We start from the raw sequence: 23,138 nt of genomic DNA, 5'->3' as shown, positions 1-23,138 counted from the left end.
TTAAAATCCATAAAAAAGAGAGGATTATGGATGTTGAATATCTATGTATTAGTCTAAAAGTAAAGTAAGGCATGTAATTGAGAAAATAATAAAATAAATAATTTCGTTCTTAAAAAAGAATGAAAAAGAGGGAGGGTTAACGAATTTAATATGTAAATAGTATTTGTAGTAATTTTCTATATATTAGGAGGGGAAAATGAGCGCTATAACTGGCATTATTCACTTTAATAATGAACCTATATCAATTGAACATGGCACACGATTAATGAGTGACTTACGAAAGTACCCTGCTGACGATATTCAAATATGGCACAAAGAAAATATTTTTTTTGGGTGTCACGCACAGTGGATTACACCAGAGTCAGTTGGTGAACAACTACCCTTTTATAATTATGAAAAGCAATTGACAATTACAGCGGATGCGATTATTGATAATCGTGATGAGTTATTTGAAAAATTACAAGTGGATTATTCAGATCGAAAAAATATGGCAGATAGTGAGTTAATTTTACTCTCTTATCAGAAATGGGGAGAAGAGGCTCCAAAATATTTGGTAGGCGATTTTGCCTTTATGATTTGGGATGAAAAAAAACAAATGCTTTTTGGGGCCAGAGATTTTTCGGGAAACCGGACGCTTTATTTTTATCGTGGTGAGGAAAAATTTGCTTTTTGTACTATTATAAAGCCATTATTTACTCTACCATACGTTGAAAAACAATTGAATGAGCAGTGGTTTGCTGAATTTTTAGCTATACCTGTGAATTTCGAATCGGTAGATCCTTCTTCAACAGTATATAAAACTATTGAGCAAATCCCACCTTCCCATTCTGTAATTGTGAAAAATGGGAAAGTGCAGTTAGCGAGATACAATACACCAATTACTGGAGAAAGGCTTCAGCTCAAATCAAATGAAGAGTATGAAGAAGCGTTTTTAGAAGTGTATCAAAATGCTATAAGATCACGTTTACGTACTCATCATCAAGTAGGGGCCCATTTGAGTGGAGGACTTGATTCGGGTTCTGTAGTTAGCTTTGCTGCACGAGATTTAAGTGCAACAAATAAACGACTACATACATATAGTTATGTGCCAGTAAAAGGCTTTGTAGATTGGACGCATAGAAGTAGAATGGCTGATGAACGACCTTTTATTCAATCAACTGTACAGCATGTAGGGAATATTAAGGAGCATTATTTGGATTTTTCAGGAAGAAGTCCTCTATCAGAAATAGATGAGTGGCTTGAAATTCTAGAGATGCCATATAAATTCTTCGAGAACACTTTTTGGCTTAGGGGAATTTATGAGAAGGCCCGGTTACAAGGGATTGGGGTACTTTTAAACGGACAGAGAGGAAACTGGACGGTGTCATGGGGCCCAGCTTTGGATTATCAAGCTATGCTTTTGAAAAAGATGAAATTGCGGCGCTTTTTGCACGAGTTATATTCGTATAGTAAAAATATTGGTGTAAAGAAATCGCGAGTATTTTCAGTGGTGAGAAAAAAGACATTTCCATTTTTGAATCGAATGTCTTTATCAAAAAATCAAATTATGTTTCCTAAAATAATAAATCCAGAATTTGCAAATAGAATGAATGTATTTGAGAAACTTCTAGAACATGATGTTGATATAACAGGAACCTCTATAACAGATGTATATGAAATAAAAAAAAGGCAATTTGAACAGTTATATTATTGGAGCATAACTGGTACATACGGATCTAAATTATCTTTGCGCTATTCTTTATGGGATCGAGATCCAACGAATGATTTACGGGTTGTTCAATTTTGTTTAGCTGTTCCAGAGGAACAATACGTTCAAAATGGTGTGGATCGGGCACTAATTCGAAGAGCAACCAAAAATTATTTGCCTGATAAGGTAAGATTAAATCAACTTACTCGAGGTGTTCAAGGTTCTGATGGTGTTTATCGTATGACGCATCAATGGAGAGGATTTATTGAAGAGCTTGAGCAGCTTAGTAAGGATCCTATAATTTCAGAATTCTTGGATATAGAGGTTATTAGAACTGCGATTTCTAAGATTAAAGAAGAACCCCATCCAGAATATGCATTTGATTTGGATTTTCGAATTTTAATGCGTAGTTTAATAGTATATCGATTTATGAAGAAAATTATTTGAAGGGAGGTGACATCATGAAAAAAGATTGGACCATTCCTACACTGGAAGTACTTGATATTAATATGACAATGGCTGGACCGGGACTTAAAACACCGGATGCTGTTCAACCAGATATTGATGAAGTAGTGCACTATAGTTAATTTATCGAGTAGCAATTAGATCTCATGTTTCCTATCCCCCTTATACACTAGAAGTATAAGGGGTATTTGTAAAACAACGTTGATAATTATTTGGAGTGAGAGAGTTGATTAAAACTACAAAAACAAATATGTATAAAGTTTTTGGGCTAAGAGTGTTGAGTGAAATTCAATTGCCAGAATTACCTAGAATTAATGAACAAGAAGAAACGATGGAAGTAATAATACGAACTGCTGATTTATTTCAGAAATGGAGTGAATTTACTAACACAGAACAAAATTTTGTAGTTGATAAAAACGTAGTTATGATTCGTATTCCTGATACAGCTATATTTTCTATACAAGAAGGAAAGCAAATCATTGTTTCGCCTATGGGGAACACTTGTGAAGATAAGATACGACTTTATATACTTGGAATTTGTATGGGAGCCTTATTAATGCAGAGAGGAATATTGCCTTTGCACGGGAGTGCAATAAATATTGATGGAAAAGTGTATGCTATTTTAGGTAATTCAGGAGCTGGGAAATCAACCCTAGCAGCAGCTTTTTTAAGTAAAGGATATACACTTTTGAGTGATGATGTAATTGCTGTGACAGTTTCAGCAGATAAGACTCCAATTGTGATTCCATCTTATCCGCAACAAAAATTGTGGGCGGAAAGTTTGAATGCTTTTGGAATGGGAACGGCAAGTTATAATCCATTGTTTGAGCGAGAAACAAAGTATGCTGTGCCTGTACAATCTCATTTTTTCTCTGAACCATTACCTCTTGCTGGTGTTATTGAGTTAACGAAAACAGAGGATGAGAATGTTGAATTAATTCGAATGGAAGGACTTGAACGGCTGCGTACATTGTTTTTTCACACGTTTCGTAAGTTTTTAGTTACGCAATTAAAATTGACAGAGTGGCATTTCACTACTTCTACAAGTGTGATAAACAAGGTAGATATGTTTCATTTGAAACGTCCAAATAATAGGTTTACAGCACATGAGCTCGTATCAATTATATTAAAAACTATACATGGAGGAGTAATAGATGATGTATACAGAGAGAATTTCTCTAAAGTGTCAGATTGTCCAAAGTGAAGAGAATATTGTGAGTGATATGGATGGGGAAAAAGTAATGTTAAATATTCGGAAAGGGAAATATTATAATTTGGGAGAAACAGGGGGGGAAATTTGGGACCTAATAAAAACTCCAATTATAGTTACCGAACTTGTCAGTACATTGTTGTCAAAGTACAACATTGAACGGAGCGATTGCGAAGAACAAGTTCTTTCCTTTTTAGAGTGTTTATTTCAAGAAGATTTAATTCAAATAAAAGGTCAATCTAATAGATAGATTCGTAATGTTAAGAAAACTGTTAGGAAGGGATTAATGAATATTGTGAAAAGGTTAAGGGTATTTTTATCGCTGAACATGGAAACAAAGCTTTTACTTTTAGAGGCTTTTATTTTTTTAGGGTGGGCGCGTGTACTAAAAAGTATTACCTTTTCCAAAGTTGCACCTTCTTTAGGGGATTACATGAACGAAACATCAGTTGCTCAAATTCAGCCACACGGGGATACACTAAAAAAGGTGTCTGAAGCTATTTCTATTATGAGCCGTTATACTTTTTGGGAAAGTCAGTGCCTTGTTAAAGCTATAGCTGGGATGAAAATGCTCGAAAAACGTCACATTGAGAGTACTCTTTATTTAGGAACTGCTAAGGATAATCATGGGGAATTAATTGCGCATGCATGGTTACGGAGTGGTTCTTTTTATGTTACTGGATCAGAAGGAATGGAGAAATTTACTGTCGTTGGATCATTTGCAAAGAGGCTAAGTGAGGACACTATTAAAGGAGAATAAAATGGAGAAAGATTTTGGTCTGAATGTAGAGTTCATGTCTAAGGAATTGAAACTTCTTTTTGCAATTTTGAAGTTACAAGATGATGAAACAGTGCAAACTTACAGTAATGAATGGTTTTCGGATATTGATTGGGAAGTATTTCTTGAGCAAGCTGTGCATCATCGCGTTTATCCGGTGATATATCAAAAATTTAAACAGGTGGATGAGGAACTAATTCCTTCACATATTGTACAAACTTTGAATAGGAAATATAAAAAAAATACATTTCACATGCTTTATTTAAGTGCTGAAATGGAACGAATAAATAAACTATGTAATGAAAATGAGATTCGTATGATTTTTCTAAAAGGACCAGTACTATCTCAGGACTTATATGGGGATATTTCTTTACGAACATCCTGTGATTTGGACGTTCTAATTCCGATGCAAAATTTAGAAAAAGTAGAAATCCTACTTTTAGAGCAGGGGTACGTAAAAGATGATTATATTCAAACGATATTAAATGATTGGAAATGGAGGCATCATCATATAACATTTTTTCATCCAACAAAGCAGATTAAGCTTGAGATTCATTGGAGGTTAAATCCCGGACCGGGTAAGGAACCTGGGTTTGAAGAACTTTGGAAGCGAAAGAGAAAAAGTACCCTTACGAGTAATTCTGTATATATGTTAGGGGAGGAAGATTTATTTTTGTTTCTTGTATCTCATGGTGCTAGACATGGTTGGTCCAGATTACGCTGGTTAGTGGATATAAAAAAAATTGTCGATCAAGATCTTAATTGGAGTGAGATTCATAAGTTAATGAGAAAATATCAAATGCTTCATTTAGGAGGACAAGCATTAATTTTAGCAGCTCAATTGCTAGGTATACGACTAGATGAAAGGATGATGGAATTAGTAGCGAAAAAACATTCAAAGCAGTTAGCTCAAGAGGCGCTGTTTTATTTCAAGCAAATGATAAATTTGCATACCGAACCTGTCCCAGAAGAAGTATTTATCTATCATAGTCGACACTTATTTTCATTAATGTCTAATCAGCAAAAGATTTTATATATTATGAGCCAATTATATCCTTATCCAATTGATGCAAAAACATTACCGTTACCTAAATTTCTTCATTTTTTATATTTTCCTTTACGCCCGTTTTTATGTCTTTGGAGGAAAACAAAGAAGCTTGCTTTGTTATAGGGGGAACATCGATGAATCATATTATATATTTTATGAAGAAATTATATTCTTCAGCGGGAAAAATACTGTATGTGAATTTATTTGGTATGGTTTTAATCAGTTTACTTGAAGGGATAGGTATTATTTTATTAATTCCTATGATAAGTATGACTGGAATAATTAATTTAGGCGAGGAGACTACTTTTATTGTACCTGTCTCTAGATTTTGGCAGGATTTTCCTAAAACAACAAGTTTAGCTTTTATTTTAGGTATATATATACTAATAGTGTTAGGTCAAAATTTACTACAAAGAAATATAGCGCTAAGGGATGCGAGAACGCAACAAGCTTTTGTACGAGAATTAAGAATAGAAACATATAGTATGATTTTAAAAGCAAAGTGGGTTTTTTTTTTAGAGAAAAGGAAAACAAACCTAATAAATATATTAACTACAGAATTAGCTCGTGTAAGTTATGGGGTTAATTTAATTTTACAATTGTTAGCTGCTATTCTGTTTACATTTATACAGGTGGGGATTGCATTTTTATTATCTCCTCAAATAACTATATTTGTTTTGGTCTTTGGTTTATTATTCTTGGTAGCTTCTCGTGTTTTTATAAAAAAAGCACGAATACTAGGCGGTAAGACCTCAGAATTGGCAAAAGATTATCTTTCTGGTATAACAGATCATTTTAATGGAATTAAAGAGATAAAGAGTAATACTTTGGAATCATCACGTTTAGATTGGTTACAATCTATAGCAGAAAAGATGAGTAATGAGCAAATGGAGTATATGAGAATAAGATCGAACTCTCAATTGTTTTATAAAGTTTCAATGGCTATATTAATTGCATTTTTTTTATTATTATCAGTAAGTATGTTTCAAGCGCAATCCACTCAACTACTATTAATCATTCTCATTTTTTCTAGACTGTGGCCAAGATTTATGACGATTCAGTCAAATTTAGAACAACTGGCTGCAAGTATTCCTGCTTTTAAGTCATTATGGGAGCTGCAAGAGGAATGTAAGGAAGTGTTTGAAATGCAGGATATACATCAGCAAAAGCATATAAAGCCGATTGGTATTGAACAAGGTATTGAGTGTAAGGATGTTCACTTTCGTTATAATAAGCAAGAATCTTTATACGCACTTCAAAATATTAATGTACAAATTCCAATAAATAGTATGACGGCCATTGTGGGACATTCTGGGGCAGGAAAAAGTACATTAATTGATGTATTAATGGGATTAATCCAGCCAGAAAAAGGTCAAGTATTAATAGATGGTACGCCACTTATAACTGATAATATATTGTCATTAAGACGGGCTATTAGTTATGTACCACAAGATCCTTTCTTATTTAATGCGAGCATAAGGGATAATTTATTGATGATTGAACCGAATGCAAGTGAGGAAGAAATTTGGGATGCATTAAGTTTTGCGGCCGCCGCTGAATTTGTACAAACACTTCCAAAGGGGCTTGATACATTGATTGGAGATCGTGGTGTGAGGCTTTCAGGTGGTGAACGTCAGCGACTTGTATTAGCTCGAGCTATTTTAAGAAAGCCATCGATTTTAGTATTAGATGAAGCTACAAGTGCATTAGATGCTGAAAATGAAGTGAAAATCCAATCAGCAATAGAAAGATTGAAAGGAACAATGACTATTGTTGTGATTGCGCATCGTTTATCAACTATACGCAATGCAGATCAAGTCATTGTCTTAGGAAAAGGTGAAATTGTCCAAAAAGGTGAATTTAATCAATTGGCTAAAGAGAAAAAAGGTGTATTCCGAAGTTTATTAGGGGCACAAATGGAAGTTGGTTCTTAGAGGAGAAAGAGTGAATGAAGTTTTGTATGCAAGCGGTTCGAATCGAATAAAAGCCCGAATAATGGTCAGTTATAATAGGACATTATTAGGGCTTTTATTTGTGCGTTTTTTAAATTTAGGTAGTAAATATAAATGAGTACCTTGCAATAAACAATATCAAGTGGTATATTATGGATATTTCAGGTACTGTGTATTGAACAGTACTGAAATGAGAAAGGGGGATTGTCCTTGAACGTTCAGTTTAAAAAAGGTGTGTTAGAACTATGTGTACTGGCACTTGTGAAACGTAAGGATTGCTACGGCTATGAACTTGTTCAGCAAATCTCAAATAAATTTTTAATATCGGAAGGGTCAGTATATCCTTTATTACGCCGTTTAACGAAGGAAGGATATTTTCAAACGTATTTAAAAGAATCTACGGAAGGACCACCTCGCAAATATTATCAACTAACTGAGCAAGGGGAAACGCAACTGAATTTGTTAGTAACAGAGTGGCGTGATTTTGCGAAAGGTGTACAAGAAATTATTGAAGGGGTGGAATGGGATGAGTAAAGAACAGTTTCTTAAGGAATTATCAAGTCATCTTAGAAAGTTACCGGACGAAGAGAGGAAAGATATTTTATTTGATTATGAAGAGCATTTTCAGTTTGGGATAGAAGAGGGGAAAACTGAATCGGAAATAATAAAGGGTCTTGGCTCTCCGAAAGTAATTGCAAAAGAATTACTTGCGATGTATCGATTTGATGAAATGAAAAAAGATCCGTCAACTTCAAATGTGACAAGAGCTGTCATGGCAGCGATTGGACTTAGTTTGTTTAATTTCATTATTGTATTAGGCCCGTTAGTTGCAATTATCGCTTTTATATTCTCTTTTTGGGTCGGTGGGATTGCTAGTGTAGTGACACCATTTTTCGTAATTGGAAAAGTATTTATGGGTACATTTATATGGTTAGATGTATTCGTAAGTATAACATTTGTTGGGATAGGTTTGTTGTTATGTATTATCGCTTATTATAGTACGAAGTGGTTTAAAAGGTTATGTGTACGTTATGTCATATGGAACTTCAAAATGATAAAAGGGGAGTAGATGATGAAAAAAATATTGTTAGTAGCGATCGCTTGTATCATTATTGGAGTAATAGGAATTTCACAAACATATGAAAAAGCAGTGCAAACTGCAGAAAAAGGAAACAAAGAAGATATAATTAAAAACGAAACACTAAAAAATATAGAAGTTAAGTTAGATGTCGGGGATATTGTTGTCCAAAAATCTCCTGACGCTTCTTTTTATGTAAAGCAATTAGGAGATGCGCGTAAACAAGAGATTCGTATTACTGAAGATGGTGACACATTAAAAATCATTGGGGAAAGAGAAAAAGGTGCTTCATTTGATTTTTCTTTTTACGATTTTAGGTTTCAAACGTCTACATTGACTCTCCTTGTGCCTGAACGCTCTTACCAAGATGTAAAAGTAAATTCATCTGCTGGACAAATTGAAATAAGTGATGTGAAAAGTGACCGTGTAAGTGCTAGAACACTTACTGGAGAAGTGGATTTGAAACATGTAACGGCTAAGAATGTGGAGGGATCTACAAAAGCTGGTGAAGTAAACTTTAAAAAAGTAATAGGGAAAGTGACTGCAAAAACGACCAGTGGGGAAATAAATATTCTAGATCATGATTCTAAGTACAATCTAGAAGCAAGTTCAACTGCGGGAGATGTAAATATTACTTTATCGGAAAAACCAAAAGATGCGGTAATTACTGGGCAAAGTGCTGCCGGGGATGTAACAATTTTTAATGAAGAAAATAAAGACGTAACGATTGGTAATGGGAGTAAAAAGATTAGCGGTAAAACAGCTGCGGGCGATGTGACGATTGAAACGCGTTCGTAAGAAATAGAATGTGTGAAAATCTATCAAAATACAAAAAAGAAGATAATTACCTTATATAAATAAGGTAATTATCTTCTTTTATATTCTTAATGTAAATCACGATATACGCCAATTACTTTACCGATAACTGACACTTTCTTTAAAATGATAGGTTCTAATGAAGAGTTTTCCGGTTGTAGACGGAAATGGTCTTTTTCTTTATAGAAACGTTTAACAGTTGCTTCATTATCTTCTGTTAAAGCGACTACAATTTCACCATTATATGCAGACTGTTGTTGACGAACAACAACTAAATCTCCATCGAAAATACCAGCTTCAATCATACTATCTCCAGAAATACGTAACATAAACACTTGATCTGCTCCTGCGACAATGCTAGCTGGAAGAGGGAAGTGTTCCTCAACGCTTTCGACTGCTGTAATTGGTAATCCAGCAGTAACTTTCCCGACAATTGGAACTTGAATAACAGATTGTGTTTCTGTATCCATTCGGTCTTCACCTAAAATTTCAATTGCGCGTGGTTTTGTTGGATCGCGTCGAATGTATCCTTTTTCTTCTAATCTTGATAAATGTCCGTGCACTGTAGAACTAGAAGCGAGGCCGACTGCTTGGCCAATTTCACGTACGGAAGGTGGATATCCTTTTTCTTGTACTTTTAGCTTAATAAAGTCGAGAATGTCTTGCTGGCGTTTCGTTAACTTTTCCATGTTTTCTAACACCTCGTTTTCTTTCATTTTTCTTATTAATAAGTATAACATGTGAAAAAACATTCTACAAACATAAGTTCGAACAAAAGGCGAATTTATGTTACACTAAAGGGAAATTATAGTGAGAAAGAGGGGTTCATAATGAATGCAATTATTTATGCGCGTGTGAGTACAACAAAAGAAGCGCAAGAAACATCATTATTACGTCAAAAAGATGAATTATTGCATTTAGCGGAGCGCTATCAAATGAATGTTACTAAGGTGATTGAAGAGCAGGCTAGTGGCTATACAATTGAACGTGATGGCATATTAGAAGTGCTAGATACAATTCGAGACGAACAAATTGATGTGCTACTTATACAAGATGAAACGCGCCTTGGTAGGGGGAATGCGAAGATTGCGTTAATGCACTGTTTACATAAAGAAGGAATAAAAGTATATACGCATACACATAATGGTGAATTGCAATTGTCGGATTCTGATTCAATGGTATTAGATATTATTGGTATTGTTGAAGAGTATCAAAGAAAGATTCATAATTTAAAAATTAAACGTGGTATGCAACGAGCAGTAGAAAAAGGCTATCGTCCAGAAAATAATTTAAAGAATCGTCATTTAAGTGTAGGACGAGAGAAGAAAGAAGTGCCAATTGAGGAAATTGTACGTTTGCGTAAGAGTGAACTTACTTTCGAAGAAATTGCAGCAACACTACGTGGCTTTGGTCATAATGTTTCAAAAGCGACGGTACATCGTAGATATGTAGAGTATACAAAGCAATTGCTTGATAAAGAAGAGTAACTATTGTATGATAATAATCAGTTTTGAGTAGAAGGGGGATTCGAGATGCTTAGTCACGAACTCGTTGAACGCATTAACTTCTTAGCGAAAAAAGCAAAAGCTGAAGGTTTAACTGAAGAAGAACAACGTGAGCGTCAATCGCTACGTGAACAATATTTAAAAGGATTTCGTCAAAATATGTTAAACGAACTAAAAGGAATTAAAGTCGTTAACGAACAAGGTACTGATGTTACACCGGCGAAATTAAAAGCTTTAAAAAAGCAAGATAATGCAAAATTAAACTAAAAGATGGGCGAAGCCCATCTTTTTTTATTTATTTATTTAATAACTTTCCAGTTGTTATTAACTGTTGCCTCTATCTTTTTGTGCTTCAATATATAGTTAGCGATAAGTTCAGACATATCTGTTGGTATATCTTTTATTACGGGCTTATTTTGAAACATAAAGAAGTTCCCTCCGCCGCTCGCGCGATAATTATTCATAACGACGTCATATTCTTCACTCATATTAAGAGGAGTGCCTTTATGCTGTAAAGATTCTACTCTGTCGCCAATTGGTTTGGAAATGTTTAATACGTACGAAATTCCTTCCCACATATCGTAATTATAGTGTTGCGGTTTTGGTTCTATGTAGCTAGGGTTTACGATGATGGTTCCATCTTCTTTTAATGTGAAATAAGAAGCAGAGAGTTCGAGAGCATCTTTTATATCAGCTCCAGTTATTCTAATTACTTTTAATGTATTTGGATAAATATAATTAGAAACGATGTCACGCATTGTTACATATGTCGGGAAACCTGGAGATGTATTATGGAATAAGCTTGTACAAGAAATAGAAACATTAGCCATATCCATCTGTATTTTATTTATGAATTCAATAAAAGGATGGTCTTGCAAACGAGTTTGCATAGCATCTGAAATTTGCATGTCACCGTGGATGGTTCCAATAGGTTGATCAAGCCATTTTTGTGTTTTCGCTTCATAATCGGTTACCAAGTAAAGAACATCTGGATCTGCCTCGATTTCTTGCACAGTCAATAGTTCTGAATAACTCTCTTTTTTTACCCACTCTTGTTTCATTTTTTCAAATGTTACAGTTACTTTTCCAACTGAATGTCCGTTACATCCAGTCTGTAAAATTGTTACATCATTACCCACTGTTTGAGCCATTTCTCGGTGCTGATGGCCTGTTAATAAAATATCTATGCCCTCAATTTCATGACACATAGCATACCCTTGGTTTTCGCCTGTTAAAACTTCAGTCGGTTCTCCAGTTTGTAAATCGCGTTCAAATCCCCCATGATACGCTACGACTAGTAAATCTGGTTTCTCATGTTCGTGAATGTAAGAAACCCAATTTTTTGTTGTTTCTAACGCATCTTCAAATTGCAAGTCTTTAATGTGATGGGGTTGTTCCCAATTTGGAATATAATGCGTTGTCACCCCTAAAATAGCAATTTTTATATTTGCTTCAATATGTTTTATTATATATGGTTTCCCGAAATAAGGTTTTTTACTGCTTTTGTCTAAAATATTTGCTGATAAATATGGGGAGTTTGCAGTAGAAATAGCATTGTTTAATACATCCATTCCATAATTAAATTCATGATTCCCAATCACTGCAGCGTCATAACGTAAATAGTTTGCTATTAATGACATTGGGTTTTTCTTATCTTTTTCATATGTAGCGTAATGGTAAGTAAATGGTGTTCCTTGTATGAAGTCACCGTTATCAATTAAAAGAACGTTTTTATTTTGGGACCGTTCTTTTTTTATAAGAGTAGAAATCTTAGCTAAACCAATTTCTGCTGGAGAGTTATCTTGGTAGTGAATTGGATAAACAGTACCATGTATATCACTTGTTAATAGGATGTTTAAAGTTACAATTTGATTTTGATTCAATATCATTCACCTTTTCTATTATTATCTACTGATTAAGCATATCAAATATATGGAGAGAATTTTAATGTGAGTGTATAGAATGTGTAAAGATTCTGTAAATAATCAATTATTTGTAAAAATGTGTGATATATTTCTTCATGTTTATGAAAGGTTATTTTATAACAATGAAAAATGGAGGCATTAACATGTTGAAAAAAGTTTTTGCAATGAGCACAACAGTTGTATTAGCAGCGGGTTTGTTAAGTGGCTGTGGAACGAAGGAATCAAGCGCAAGTAAAAATGAAGATACGAAAAAAGGGTATGTACCGAAGACTTTAAATGTTCAATTTGTTCCTTCTCAAAATGCAGATACGTTAGAGGCGAAGGCAAAACCACTTGAGAAGCTATTAAGTGATAAGTTAAATATTCCAGTAAAAGTTAGTATTTCAACGAATTATAATACAATTGTAGAAGCGATGGCATCTAAGCAAGTAGATGTGGGATTTTTACCCCCAACAGCGTATGTGTTAGCACATGAGAAAAAGGCAGCAAACGTAATTTTACAAGCGCAACGTTTTGGCGTAGATGATGAAACGGGAGCTCCTACAAAGGACTTAGTAGACTTTTATAAATCTGAGTTTGTTGTTAAGAAAGATTCAAATATTAATAGTGTAAAAGATTTAAAAGGTAAAAAAATTGGCTATCAAGATGTAACGTCATCAGCGGGATATGTGTGGCCTGCGGCTGTACTATTAAAAGAGGGCGTTGATCCGTTAAAAGATGTGAAACCTGTTACATTAAAAGGTCACGATCAGTCGCTTATTGCTCTTTTAAATGGTGATGTAGATGCAGCTGTTGTATTCCAAGATGCTCGTAATATTGTAAAAAAAGATTATCCGAATATATTCGATCAAACGAAAATAGTGAAATTTACGGAGAAAATTCCAAACGATACGATTTCGGTACGTTCTGATTTAGATGAAGAGTGGAGCAAGAAATTACAGGATGCTTTCATTGAAATTGGAAAGAATGAGGAAGGTCACAAAATCATTAAAGAAGTATATTCACATGAAGGATATGTTAAATCTGATGATAGTAAATTTGATATCGTTCGTGAATATGGAAAGAAAGTAAAAACGCAATAATACATATGGAAATGGCAACTAGCTGGAAAGGTATGTTTTCAGTTAGTTTGCCGTTTTGAATACATAGAAGGTAGGTAAGATGTGTGATAGAGTTTCGAAATGTTTCCAAAGTGTATCCAAATGGTACAAAAGGATTGAATAATATAAACTTGAAAATTCAAAAAGGTGAGTTTGTTGTAATGGTAGGGCTTTCCGGAGCTGGAAAGTCTACACTTCTAAGATCGGTAAATCGTCTTCATGAGATTACAGAAGGAGAAATCATGATTGAAGGTGAGTCTATTACGGCTGCGAAAGGAAAAGGATTACGCCGCATGCGCCGGGATATTGGTATGATTTTTCAAAGTTTTAACCTTGTAAAGCGATCAACAGTATTAAAGAACGTATTAGCTGGCCGTGTTGGGTATCATTCGACGTTGCGTACAACGTTAGGCCTATTTCCGAAAGAAGATTTGGAGCTTGCTTTTCAATCGTTAAAAAGAGTAAATATTTTAGAAAAAGCATATGCGCGTGCTGATGAATTATCAGGAGGACAACAGCAACGTGTATCGATTGCTAGAGCGTTGGCGCAAGAAGCAAAAATCATATTGGCAGATGAACCTGTTGCATCGTTAGATCCGCTAACAACAAAGCAAGTATTAGATGATTTGAAGAAAATTAATGAAGATTTTGGAATTACAACAATTGTAAACTTACATTCTATTGATTTAGCTAGGCAATATGCGACGCGCATTATTGGATTACATGCAGGAGAAATTGTTTTTGATGGCTTAGTAGAAGAGGCAACGGATGAAAAGTTTGCTGAAATTTATGGTGACGTAGTACAGAAAAGTGAATTGTTAGAGGTGGCAGTTAAATGAATGACGTGACGATATATTCGAAATCGATACCGAAGCCACCGAGTAAGTTGAAACATATGTTAACGGCTGTTCTAGTCATTTTACTGTTGTGGGGAAGTAGTGTACAGGTCGATGCATCATTGTCAAAACTAGTAGTTGGTTTTCCTAATATGATGGATTTGTTAAAAGAGATGGTGCCGCCAGATTGGAGTTATTTTCAAGTTATTACAACAGCGATGTTAGATACAATACGTATGGCGATTATTGGGACGACTTTAGGTGCGATTTTAGCTATTCCGCTGGCACTATTTGCGGCAAGTAATGTATTTACTAGTACATTTTTATACAGTCCAGCTCGAATGATATTAAATTTTATCCGAACGATACCAGATTTATTATTAGCGGCAATTTTCGTAGCGATTTTTGGAATCGGGCCACTTCCAGGTATTCTGGCTCTTACTTTTTTCTCGATTGGGCTCGTGGCGAAATTGTTGTATGAGTCAATTGAATCAATTGATCCAGGTCCGTTAGAGGCGATGACAGCAGTAGGAGCAAATAAAGTGAAATGGATTGTTTATGGAGTAATTCCGCAAGTGAAAGCGCATTTTGTCTCTTATGTTCTGTATACATTTGAGGTGAACGTACGTGCAGCAGCTGTTTTAGGTTTAGTAGGAGCAGGTGGTATTGGATTATACTATGATCGTACACTTGGATTTTTACAATATCAGCAAACTGCATCTATTATTATCTATACCCTTGTTGTTGTATTGTTAATTGATTATGTAAGTACATTGTTGCGGGAGAAATTATAATGAGTAAAACGACGATAATCGTACCAAAACCGAAGAAACCGAGTGTGTATCGCTTGTTTATTTTTATAGCACTTACATTTGTTTACGTATGGGCTTTTTCAGGAGTACCGCTAGAAGGAATTAAGGATACGGCAGGAGAAATTACAAAAGCAATTATGACAGGTGTATTGAATCCAGATTGGGCGTATGTATCTTTGCCAGATGGTGAAGATCTATTACATGGTTTAATTGATACGTTGGCAATAGCAATATTAGGTACATTTATTTCTGCCTTTTTATCTGTTCCATTCGCTTTTTGGGCGGCAACGAATATGAGTAGTGGAAAATTAACTTCGGGAACTGGGAAATTTGTACTTAGTTTTGTCCGTACATTTCCTGAATTAGTTATGGCCCTTTTATTTATAAAAGCTGTTGGACCAGGTTCTTTTGCCGGCGTTCTAGCTTTAGGGTTACACTCTATTGGGATGTTAGGGAAATTATATTCAGAAGGAATTGAAAATATAGATAAGGGGCCGACAGAGGCGTTAATAGCTACAGGTGCAAACCGGTTTCAAATACTTTGGTATGCAGTATTGCCACAAGTACTACCAGATTTTCTATCGTATACATTATACAGGTTCGAAATTAATGTACGATCCGCTGCCATTTTAGGTGTTATTGGAGCTGGTGGTATTGGTACGCCCCTAATTTTTGCGCTGAGTTCACGTAATTGGTCTCGTGTGGGAATTATTTTATTGGGCATCATTTTAATGGTCATTATCATTGATTTTATTTCAAGTTCGATTCGGAAACGGATTGTGTAACTGATTTGAAAAGCATCGAATTTAGATGCTTTTTTGTATTTTTAACGAATTATCCGAAAGAAATCTCCTTCCTGGGGCGTGTGAAAGACGATAGTCTAGCGGTAGGTGGGAGATGAATTTCGGTTTGGCGTAGCCAAACATTTGGTTTTCCTATTTATTTCGCCCCTGATATAATCAATCTTATAAGAGGTAAAGTTTGGTTAACAATGAAAGTAGATAATAATCATGTTAAGTGGGGGTAGTTCACAAGTGGGTTAAAAAGTTAGTATAGAAGAATTTTGTATATCTGCATAAATATACAGATAATTCCCTTTCTTTTCAAAATAAAAATAATGAAAAAGTATGTCATATTGAATGCCCATACATTCCCGAAAACATTGATTTTTTTATAAAAAATCAAAAAAACATCAACATATTTGTCGATACATGTTGTATAATCTTGCGTGGGAAGCTATCATATAAATGTATAAAACGTTTACTAATATAAGCGAAGGGAAGAATAGCATGTCACATTCAATCGAACAACTTTCTATCAACACGATTCGCACATTATCCATCGATGCGATTGAAAAAGCAAACTCTGGTCACCCAGGAATGCCAATGGGTGCAGCACCAATGGCTTATACATTATGGACTCAATTTATGAAACACAATCCAAATAACCCAACGTGGTTTAACCGTGATCGTTTCGTATTATCTGCAGGTCATGGTTCAATGTTATTATACAGCCTACTTCACCTATCTGGTTATGATGTAACAATGGATGACTTAAAGAACTTCCGTCAATGGGGAAGCAAAACTCCAGGACATCCTGAGTACGGTCATACAGCTGGTGTAGATGCAACGACTGGTCCACTTGGACAAGGTATTGCAACTGCTGTAGGTATGGCAATGGCAGAAAGACATTTAGCTGCTAAATATAACCGTGATGCGTATAATGTAGTAGATCATTATACATACGCTATTTGTGGTGATGGAGATTTAATGGAAGGCGTTTCTGCTGAAGCATCTTCATTAGCTGCTCATTTACAATTAGGTCGTCTTGTTGTGCTTTACGATTCAAACGATATTTCATTAGATGGCGATTTAAATCGTTCATTCTCTGAAAGTGTAGAAGATCGTTACAAAGCATACGGATGGCAAGTAATCCGTGTTGAGGATGGAAATGATATTGAAGCTATCGCGAAAGCAATCGAAGAAGCGAAAGCCGACGAAAAACGCCCAACGCTAATTGAAGTAAGAACGACAATTGGTTTCGGTTCTCCAAACAAATCAGGAAAATCAGCTTCACATGGTTCTCCACTTGGTGTAGAAGAAACAAAGTTAACGAAAGAAGCATACGCTTGGACTGCTGAGCAAGACTTCCATGTAGCAGAAGAAGTATATGACAACTTCCGTAAAACTGTACAAGATGTTGGTGAAACTGCGCAAGCTGAGTGGAACACGATGCTAGGTGAATATGCACAAGCATACCCAGAATTAGCAAACGAACTGCAAGCGGCAATGAATGGTCTTCTTCCAGAAGGTTGGGAGCAAAACTTACCAACTTATGAATTAGGATCAAAAGCAGCAACTCGTAATTCTTCAGGTGCTGTAATTAATGCAATTGCAGAGTCTGTGCCATCATTCTTCGGTGGGTCTGCTGACCTTGCTGGTTCTAACAAAACATACATGAATAACGAAAAAGACTTTACAAGAGATGATTACAGCGGTAAAAACATCTGGTACGGTGTACGTGAGTTCGCAATGGGTGCAGCAATGAACGGTATTGCACTACATGGTGGTTTAAAAACTTACGGTGGTACATTCTTCGTATTCTCTGACTACTTACGTCCAGCAATTCGTCTTGCAGCATTAATGCAATTGCCGGTAACATATGTGTTCACACATGACAGTATCGCTGTTGGTGAAGATGGTCCAACACATGAACCAATCGAGCAATTAGCAGCGCTACGTGCGATGCCAAATGTATCTGTTATCCGTCCAGCTGATGGTAACGAGTCTGTTGCGGCTTGGAGACTAGCTCTTGAATCTACAAACAAACCAACTGCTTTAGTATTAACTCGTCAAGATCTTCCAACATTAGAAGGTGCAAAAGACGATACGTATGAAAAAGTAGCAAAAGGTGCATATGTAGTTTCTGCAAGCAAGAAAGAAACAGCTGATGTAATCTTACTTGCAACTGGATCAGAAGTAAGTCTAGCTGTTGAAGCTCAAAAAGCATTAGCAGTAGACGGTGTTGACGCATCTGTTGTCAGCATGCCATCTATGGATCGCTTTGAAGCTCAAACTGCTGAGTACAAAGAATCTGTATTACCAAAAGCAGTAACAAAACGTTTCGCAATCGAAATGGGTGCTACATTCGGATGGCACCGTTACGTAGGTCTTGAAGGAGATGTGTTAGGTATCGATACATTCGGTGCTTCTGCTCCTGGTGAGAAGATTATGGAAGAGTATGGATTTACTGTAGAGAACGTTGTTCGTAAAGTAAAAGAAATGCTTTAATGATTTTAGAAAAATCTCTCCGGCATGGAGAGGTTTTTCTATGTAAATGAGTTTTTTCGACAGAAAAAGTTTTTTCTCTCTCCGCAGTCAGACAATCATTGCAAAATTTCTTCTATATAATGAAGAGAAAAGGTTGTCCAGATTGGGAGGCGAAAGATGAAAACGTATGAATTGTATTTAATTCAAGAGGATATTGCGAAAGCTTACTTTGGTCGTGAATATTTGTTTTTTGATTTATTTGCTCGATTTTCAGAATCTGGGTCCCTTTCGGAGAAAAAAGTGTTATATAAACAAATGATGTATATAACGATGCCATTACAAGTAATGAAAATTCATCATAAATTAGAACAAGCTTTGCGCGTTCTTGGTAAATATGATCGAACACATCATACACATACACTTTATACAGGGGCAGAATATGGCGAAATAATGGTGAAACCACACTATATTCGCATGAATACCTCTGGAAATGTTTCTATGGAAACGACTTTCTTTGAGGTGCTTCGGAAGTGTGAATTAACATTTTTAGCTATGGATTATGAAAATACAAAGTACGGATGGCTGAATCCTCTAAAACAAGTACGAACATATGTGTAAAAAATGTCGAATTGTATCTTGTCTTATTGAAAAGGTTTTAGTACACTGTAAGGTAGACAACATGAAGGAGGAAAATATATGCCAATTTGGTTAGGTATTCTAGTGGGCGTAGTAGCACTAGTAGCAGGCGTGGCGTTAGGATTTTTCATTGCCCGCAAATACATGATGAATTACTTACAAAAAAATCCACCAATTAACGAACAAATGTTAAAAATGATGATGATGCAAATGGGACAAAAACCATCCCAAAAGAAAATCAATCAAATGATGAGCGCGATGAACAAGCAACAAATGAAATAAGCGCTAAAAGACACTCGCTAAGAGTGTCTTTTCTTTTTTATATGAATAGAGTTTAAAACTTTTAAAAATTCTGTATTTTTGTTAAACTGAAAACATCGCTCATTTTAAGGGAGGAGGAAAAATATGAAAGTGTTTATGAATTTAGCGTGGTTTTTTAAACAAGAAAAACGAGCGTACATAACCGGAATTATTTTATTATTTGGCGTCGCACTTTTAGAACTTGTAGCACCAAAAGTGATTGGGATTGTTGTAGATGAAATTAACGATGGAACATTAACGACTGATAAGTTACTAAAATGGGTTGTACTCTTAGTACTCGTAGGTATTACGATGTACATATTACGTTACGTGTGGCGCATTATGATTTTTGGGTCTTCCTTAAAGTTAGCTCGCCAATTACGGAAAAATTTGTATGAACATTTTACAAAGATGAGTCCATCTTTCTATCAGTCAAATCGCACAGGTGATTTAATGGCGCACGCGACCAATGATATTCAAGCAATTCAGCAAACTGCTGGGGCGGGTGTTTTAACACTTGTTGATTCATTGGCTGTTGGAGGATGTGTACTCGTAGCAATGGGTTTTACAATTAGTTGGAAGTTAACATTGTTAAGCTTAATTCCAATGCCGATTGTAGCAATATCGACAAATTATTACGGCACTTTATTACATAAAAGGTTTCATAAAGCACAGCAATCGTTTTCGGAAATCAATGATAAAGTGCAAGAGAGTATGAGTGGGATGAAGGTAATTCGATCGCTTGGACAAGAAAAAGAAGATTTGCAAGCGTTCCGAAAAAAATCAGAAGATGTCGTACATAAAAATATGTTAGTTGCACGTATTGATTCGTTATTTGATCCAACAATCGCTCTTATCGTAGGATTTTCATTTTTAATCGCAGTATGTTACGGGTCAGTATTAGTTGTGAGAGGTGAATTAACAGTAGGTGATCTCGTTACATTTACGACGTATTTAGGTACCCTCGTTTGGCCGATGTTAGCGTTTGGATGGCTGTTTAATATTATGGAGCGTGGGCGTGCTTCGTATGACCGTGTAGAAAAAATTCTCTCACAAAAATCAGATGTAGTAAATAGAGAAAATGCTGTGCATACAATAGCGAGCGGTGATGTTTCATTTGCGGTTGATTCGTTTTCGTATAAGAAAAATGAACTGTTACATTTAACAGATATTCATTTTGATTTGAAGAAAGGGGAAACGTTAGGGATTGTAGGACGTACAGGTGCAGGGAAAACGACTTTATTAAAATGTTTAATCCGTGAGTATGATCATTTTAATGGTGAATTAAAAGTTGGAGAGCGGGATATTCGCGATGTAACACTTTACGGTGTCCGTTCTGCTATTTCATATGTGCCGCAAGATCATTTTTTATTTTCGGCGAGTATTGGGGAGAATATTGCCTTTGGAAAGGCGGATGCTACATATAATGAAATTACCCGTGCTGCAGAGATTGCTTGTATTCACAATGACATCCTTCAATTTTCAGAGGGGTATGAAACAGTAGTTGGGGAAAGAGGCGTTTCTTTATCTGGAGGTCAAAAACAGAGAATTTCTATTGCGCGTGCTTTATTAACGGATGCTGAAATATTAATTTTAGATGATTGTTTATCAGCGGTAGATGCAAAAACAGAAGAAACGATTTTAAATGCTTTAAAGAGGGAGAGAGCAGGGAAAACGACAATTATTACTGCCCATCGTTTAAGTGCAATTCAGCATGCCAATCTTATTCTTGTTGTGGATGAAGGTAAAATTGTACAACGAGGTACACATGAACAACTAATGAAAGAACATGGTTGGTATAAAGAAATGTATGAGAGCCAGCAGTTAGAAGCATTAGTCGAGAAAGGAGGCGTATGATGGCTGAGAAAAAACAGAGCGATTTAAGAAGATTACTGTCTTATATGAGGCCATATAAAGGACTGTTAGCATTAGCATTTTTATTTCTAGTTGGTGCAACTGTAACAGAAATGATGGGTCCTTTTTTAATTAAACAATTCCTTGATGAACACTTAGTACCACGTAACTTTGATCAATCAGCACTTGTTACTCTATTTGTAGTGTATATTGTTGCTCACTTATTAAAAGTATTATTTACTTATTTAGACTTGTTATATTTTCAAAATATCGCTTTTAAAATTGTTCAAGATATGCGTGTTGAAGTATATGAGCATGTTCAAAAGTTGTCATTAAGTTTCTTTGATCGTACGCCGATTGGTACGCTCGTATCGCGCATAACGAATGATACAGAAGCAATTAAAGACTTTTATGTCAGTGTATTATCAACATTTGTTAAAAATATCGTATTTTTAGTAGGGATTTTAGTAGCGATGTTTTTATTAAATGTAAAATTAGCGCTATTTTCTCTCGTATTAATTCCGATCATGTTTGCGATTATGGTATTATATCGCCGGAAAAGTGCAGCTTTTTATTTAGAAGTCCGTAATCAATTAAGTGTGTTAAATGCAAAGTTAAACGAGTCCATTCAGGGGATGAATATTGTTCAAGTGTTCAGACAAGAAAAGCGCATGAGAAAAGAATTTGAAGAAGTGAATAATAAACATTATAGTGCAGGGCGACGTACATTAAAGTTAGATGCATTGCTTTTACGTCCAGCAACTGATTTAGTTCATATTGTAGCTATTGCGTTAGTACTTGGTTTATTTGGAATTGATGCTTTGAAGAGTCCTGTTGAAGTAGGCGTTTTATATGCGTTTGTTAACTATATCCATCGTTTCTTCCAGCCTGTAAATGAGATGATGATGAAATTATCATTTTTCCAACAGGCACTGGTTTCATCATCACGTGTATTTCATTTAATGGATGAGAAAGATTTAGCGCCAGTTCAAAAAGGGGATGGAAATCCTCAAGTTATTAATGGAGATATTGAATTTAAAAATGTTACTTTTTCGTACGATGGAAAACGTGATGTTTTAAAAAATGTATCTTTTCACGTGAAACAAGGGCAAACGGTTGCTTTCGTTGGGCACACTGGCAGCGGAAAGAGTACTATTATGAATTTATTACTGAGATTCTATAATATTAAGTCCGGAAATATTGTAATAGATGGTGTAGAGTTAGAGAAATTTGAAGAACAAGAAATTAGAAAGAAAATAGGACTTGTATTGCAAGATGCATTTTTATTTGCGGGAAATGTAAAGCAAAATATTCGTATGTATAATGAAGAAATTACGGATGAAGAAGTAAAAGAAGCGGCACAATTTGTGCAAGCGAATACGTTTATTGAAAAATTACCAGAGCAGTATGAAACGGAAGTAGTAGAAAGAGGAGCTGCATTTTCTAGTGGTCAACGACAATTAATTGCTTTCGCTAGAACGATAGCAACGAATCCGAAAGTGTTAGTATTAGATGAAGCAACAGCAAATATTGATACAGAAACTGAAGATGCAATCCAAACAGCGTTACAGCAAATGCGAAAAGGACGGACTACGATAGCGATTGCACACAGATTATCTACCATACAAGATGCAGATCAAATTTTTGTTATGCACGATGGAGAGATAGTAGAGAGAGGGACACATCAAGAATTACTGAGTGAACAAGGATTGTATTATAATATGTATTTACTACAAAATAAAGGAAGTTTACAAAAGGCCTTGTAGAATTACAAGGTCTTTTGACTGCGTGTGAAATTTTTACAAAAAATATAGGAATTACATAGTATAATGTAGTAGAAATGTGAATGGAAAAAAGCAGGAAATGA

Annotated in this window: 23 protein-coding genes; 21 read left to right on the top strand and 2 right to left on the bottom strand. The window is 35.3% G+C overall.

The window, feature by feature from the left end; translation table 11 throughout:
- The first annotated feature begins 196 nt into the window (after nucleotides 1–196).
- The 10 genes from ACTFNE_RS11815 (at nucleotide 197) to ACTFNE_RS11770 (ending at nucleotide 9,016) form a co-directional block, all read left to right on the top strand.
- Entirely contained in the window at nucleotides 197–2,134 is a 1,938-nt protein-coding gene (locus tag ACTFNE_RS11815; RefSeq protein WP_046198990.1) for a lasso peptide isopeptide bond-forming cyclase, read from the top strand.
- Between the two features lie 14 nt (nucleotides 2,135–2,148).
- The gene (locus tag ACTFNE_RS11810) at nucleotides 2,149–2,274 is read left to right on the top strand and encodes a paeninodin family lasso peptide (protein WP_000711188.1); all 126 of its coding nucleotides are present in this window, start codon (nucleotides 2,149–2,151) and stop codon (nucleotides 2,272–2,274) included.
- 104 nt (nucleotides 2,275–2,378) lie between these two features.
- Nucleotides 2,379–3,356, top strand: coding sequence for an aldolase (locus ACTFNE_RS11805; RefSeq protein ID WP_242276399.1), 978 nt, complete (start codon nucleotides 2,379–2,381; stop codon nucleotides 3,354–3,356).
- Complete coding sequence (locus tag ACTFNE_RS11800; RefSeq protein WP_270705998.1) at nucleotides 3,307–3,612, top strand: lasso peptide biosynthesis PqqD family chaperone; 306 nt, start codon at nucleotides 3,307–3,309, stop codon at nucleotides 3,610–3,612. Before ACTFNE_RS11805 ends, ACTFNE_RS11800 begins: the two co-directional genes overlap by 50 nt.
- A 36-nt stretch (nucleotides 3,613–3,648) precedes the next feature.
- Nucleotides 3,649–4,122: a lasso peptide biosynthesis B2 protein gene (locus ACTFNE_RS11795; RefSeq protein WP_046198988.1), complete on the top strand. Its 474-nt coding sequence runs from the start codon at nucleotides 3,649–3,651 to the stop codon at nucleotides 4,120–4,122.
- Between the two features lies 1 nt (nucleotide 4,123).
- Complete coding sequence (locus ACTFNE_RS11790) at nucleotides 4,124–5,311, top strand: nucleotidyltransferase domain-containing protein (protein ID WP_001989479.1); 1,188 nt, start codon at nucleotides 4,124–4,126, stop codon at nucleotides 5,309–5,311.
- An 11-nt stretch (nucleotides 5,312–5,322) separates the two neighbouring features.
- The gene (locus tag ACTFNE_RS11785) at nucleotides 5,323–7,122 is read left to right on the top strand and encodes an ABC transporter ATP-binding protein (protein ID WP_046198987.1); all 1,800 of its coding nucleotides are present in this window, start codon (nucleotides 5,323–5,325) and stop codon (nucleotides 7,120–7,122) included.
- A 228-nt stretch (nucleotides 7,123–7,350) separates the two neighbouring features.
- Entirely contained in the window at nucleotides 7,351–7,674 is a 324-nt protein-coding gene (locus ACTFNE_RS11780; RefSeq protein WP_001102620.1) for a PadR family transcriptional regulator, read from the top strand.
- Nucleotides 7,667–8,209, top strand: a complete 543-nt coding sequence (locus tag ACTFNE_RS11775; protein WP_046198986.1) for a DUF1700 domain-containing protein — start codon at nucleotides 7,667–7,669, stop codon at nucleotides 8,207–8,209. The genes ACTFNE_RS11780 and ACTFNE_RS11775 overlap by 8 nt, the downstream gene beginning before the upstream one ends.
- Complete coding sequence (locus ACTFNE_RS11770; protein WP_071727079.1) at nucleotides 8,210–9,016, top strand: DUF4097 family beta strand repeat-containing protein; 807 nt, start codon at nucleotides 8,210–8,212, stop codon at nucleotides 9,014–9,016. It begins immediately after the preceding gene.
- A gap of 86 nt (nucleotides 9,017–9,102) precedes the next feature.
- On the opposite strand, the gene lexA is transcribed toward ACTFNE_RS11770, so the two are convergent.
- Entirely contained in the window at nucleotides 9,103–9,723 is a 621-nt protein-coding gene (gene lexA / locus ACTFNE_RS11765) for a transcriptional repressor LexA (protein WP_270705999.1), read from the bottom strand.
- 141 nt (nucleotides 9,724–9,864) lie between these two features.
- Here lexA and ACTFNE_RS11760 point away from each other — a divergent pair, with 141 nt between their 5' ends.
- Together ACTFNE_RS11760 and ACTFNE_RS11755 are read left to right on the top strand one after the other, a co-directional pair.
- A complete protein-coding gene (locus ACTFNE_RS11760; protein WP_000991471.1) occupies nucleotides 9,865–10,521 on the top strand; it encodes a YneB family resolvase-like protein in 657 nt (218 codons plus the stop codon).
- 45 nt (nucleotides 10,522–10,566) lie between these two features.
- Nucleotides 10,567–10,806 (top strand): DUF896 domain-containing protein, encoded by a 240-nt coding sequence (locus ACTFNE_RS11755; protein ID WP_000948565.1) that lies wholly within the window; start codon nucleotides 10,567–10,569, stop codon nucleotides 10,804–10,806.
- 32 nt (nucleotides 10,807–10,838) lie between these two features.
- Here the strand turns inward: ACTFNE_RS11755 and ACTFNE_RS11750 are convergent, their stop codons facing one another.
- Nucleotides 10,839–12,422 carry a bifunctional metallophosphatase/5'-nucleotidase gene (locus ACTFNE_RS11750; RefSeq protein WP_270706000.1) on the bottom strand — a complete coding sequence of 528 codons (1,584 nt, stop codon included), beginning with the start codon at nucleotides 12,420–12,422 and terminating at the stop codon, nucleotides 10,839–10,841.
- A 185-nt stretch (nucleotides 12,423–12,607) separates the two neighbouring features.
- Here ACTFNE_RS11750 and ACTFNE_RS11745 point away from each other — a divergent pair, with 185 nt between their 5' ends.
- From ACTFNE_RS11745 to ACTFNE_RS11705, 9 genes are all read left to right on the top strand, one after another.
- Nucleotides 12,608–13,546 (top strand): phosphate/phosphite/phosphonate ABC transporter substrate-binding protein, encoded by a 939-nt coding sequence (locus ACTFNE_RS11745; RefSeq protein ID WP_000915052.1) that lies wholly within the window; start codon nucleotides 12,608–12,610, stop codon nucleotides 13,544–13,546.
- A gap of 83 nt (nucleotides 13,547–13,629) precedes the next feature.
- Nucleotides 13,630–14,403, top strand: coding sequence for a phosphonate ABC transporter ATP-binding protein (gene phnC / locus ACTFNE_RS11740; protein ID WP_000569254.1), 774 nt, complete (start codon nucleotides 13,630–13,632; stop codon nucleotides 14,401–14,403).
- Entirely contained in the window at nucleotides 14,400–15,194 is a 795-nt protein-coding gene (phnE, locus tag ACTFNE_RS11735) for a phosphonate ABC transporter, permease protein PhnE (RefSeq protein ID WP_001000756.1), read from the top strand. The genes phnC and phnE (ACTFNE_RS11735) overlap by 4 nt, the downstream gene beginning before the upstream one ends.
- Nucleotides 15,194–15,997 (top strand): phosphonate ABC transporter, permease protein PhnE, encoded by an 804-nt coding sequence (gene phnE / locus ACTFNE_RS11730; protein WP_000047890.1) that lies wholly within the window; start codon nucleotides 15,194–15,196, stop codon nucleotides 15,995–15,997. Before phnE (ACTFNE_RS11735) ends, phnE (ACTFNE_RS11730) begins: the two co-directional genes overlap by 1 nt.
- Nucleotides 15,998–16,501: 504 nt before the next feature.
- Nucleotides 16,502–18,502, top strand: a complete 2,001-nt coding sequence (gene tkt, locus ACTFNE_RS11725) for a transketolase (protein WP_000019770.1) — start codon at nucleotides 16,502–16,504, stop codon at nucleotides 18,500–18,502.
- Between the two features lie 156 nt (nucleotides 18,503–18,658).
- The gene (sirA, locus tag ACTFNE_RS11720) at nucleotides 18,659–19,099 is read left to right on the top strand and encodes a sporulation inhibitor of replication protein SirA (RefSeq protein WP_000860645.1); all 441 of its coding nucleotides are present in this window, start codon (nucleotides 18,659–18,661) and stop codon (nucleotides 19,097–19,099) included.
- Between the two features lie 78 nt (nucleotides 19,100–19,177).
- Complete coding sequence (locus ACTFNE_RS11715) at nucleotides 19,178–19,399, top strand: YneF family protein (protein ID WP_001123317.1); 222 nt, start codon at nucleotides 19,178–19,180, stop codon at nucleotides 19,397–19,399.
- Nucleotides 19,400–19,522: 123 nt separating this feature from the next.
- A complete protein-coding gene (locus tag ACTFNE_RS11710) occupies nucleotides 19,523–21,274 on the top strand; it encodes an ABC transporter ATP-binding protein (RefSeq protein WP_046198984.1) in 1,752 nt (583 codons plus the stop codon).
- Nucleotides 21,274–23,037 carry an ABC transporter ATP-binding protein gene (locus tag ACTFNE_RS11705; protein WP_000818391.1) on the top strand — a complete coding sequence of 588 codons (1,764 nt, stop codon included), beginning with the start codon at nucleotides 21,274–21,276 and terminating at the stop codon, nucleotides 23,035–23,037. Before ACTFNE_RS11710 ends, ACTFNE_RS11705 begins: the two co-directional genes overlap by 1 nt.
- Nucleotides 23,038–23,138: the final 101 nt, after the last annotated feature.

The organism is Bacillus cereus group sp. MYBKT111-2, assembly GCF_051915205.1.
GTDB classification, from domain to species: domain Bacteria; phylum Bacillota; class Bacilli; order Bacillales; family Bacillaceae_G; genus Bacillus_A; species Bacillus_A paranthracis.
This window is presented reverse-complemented; position numbering and strand designations above follow the sequence as displayed.